The sequence below is a fragment of the Mycobacterium sp. TH-M106 genome (assembly GCF_057473765.1).
The window spans coordinates 1-1,160 of the sequence record NZ_JBYCLE010000469.1 but is presented as its reverse complement, the minus strand read 5'-3'; the positions used below and the strand labels follow the sequence as shown (position 1 = coordinate 1,160).

Sequence of the window (1,160 nt, the reverse complement as noted above, 5' to 3'; positions counted from 1 at the left end):
GGTCGACGACTCCCTGGCCGCCGCGAAGTCGAAATCAGCTCTGCTGCAACGCCTGGAAGGCCTGCCCGAGGACGAGCAGCACGCGGTGCTGTTGGACTTGGTGCGGTCGAGCATCGCCACCGTGCTGGGCAACGACAACCCCGAGGCCATCGATCCCGACCAAGCGTTCCAGGAGCTGGGGTTCGACTCGCTGACTGCGGTGGAGATGCGCAACCGGCTCAAAACCGCGACCGGCCTGGCGCTGTCGCCGACGCTGATCTTCGACTACCCGACGCCCAACGGACTGGCCAGGTACATGTGTGCCGAACTCGCCGGTGCCCCATGGGAAATCACCCACGCACCGGCGGTGCGTGCCACCGGCGACGACCCGATCGCGATCGTCGGGATGGCGTGCCGGTACCCGGGCGGCGTGAATTCCCCCGACGGCCTCTGGGACATGCTGGTCGAGGGTCGAGACGTGCTCACGGAGTTCCCCAGCGACCGTGGCTGGGATCTGGCCGGACTGTACAATCCCGATCCCGACGTCCCGGGCGCCTGCTACACCCGCACCGGCGGTTTCGTCGAGAACGTGGGTAACTTCGATCCGGGGTTCTTCGGGATCGGCCCGAGCGAGGCGCTGGCCATGGACCCCCAGCAACGCCGGTTTCTCGAGTTGTCGTGGGAGGCGTTGGAGCGGGCCGGGATTGACCCGGGCGGGCTGCGCGGCAGCGCCACCGGCGTGTTCGCCGGGGTGATGACACAGGGCTACGGCATGTTCGCCGCCGAACCGGTGGAGGGCTTCCGGCTGACCGGCCAACTGTCCAGTGTGGCTTCGGGGCGGGTGTCGTATGTGCTGGGGCTGGAGGGGCCGGCGGTGTCGGTGGACACGGCGTGTTCGTCGTCGTTGGTGGCGTTGCACATGGCGGTGCAGTCGCTGCGCTCGGGGGAGTGCGACCTGGCCCTGACCGGCGGGGTCACCGTCAACGCCACCCCCGATATCTTCGTCGAATTCAGCCGCTGGCGCGGCTTGTCGGTCGACGGTCGCTGCAAGGCCTACGCCAACGCCGCCGACGGCACCGGCTTCTCGGAGGGCGGCGGGATGGTGGTGGTGGAGCGGCTCTCGGATGCGCGGCGGTTGGGTCATCCGGTGCTGGCGGTGGTGCGGGGTTCGGCGGTGAATC

General features: G+C 69.0%; 1 protein-coding gene. It reads left to right on the top strand.

What is annotated here, in order from left to right; genetic code table 11:
- Positions 1-1,160: acyl carrier protein (locus AC2VOP_RS16640; RefSeq protein WP_486961998.1), on the top strand; the 1,160-nt coding region annotated here is incomplete at both ends.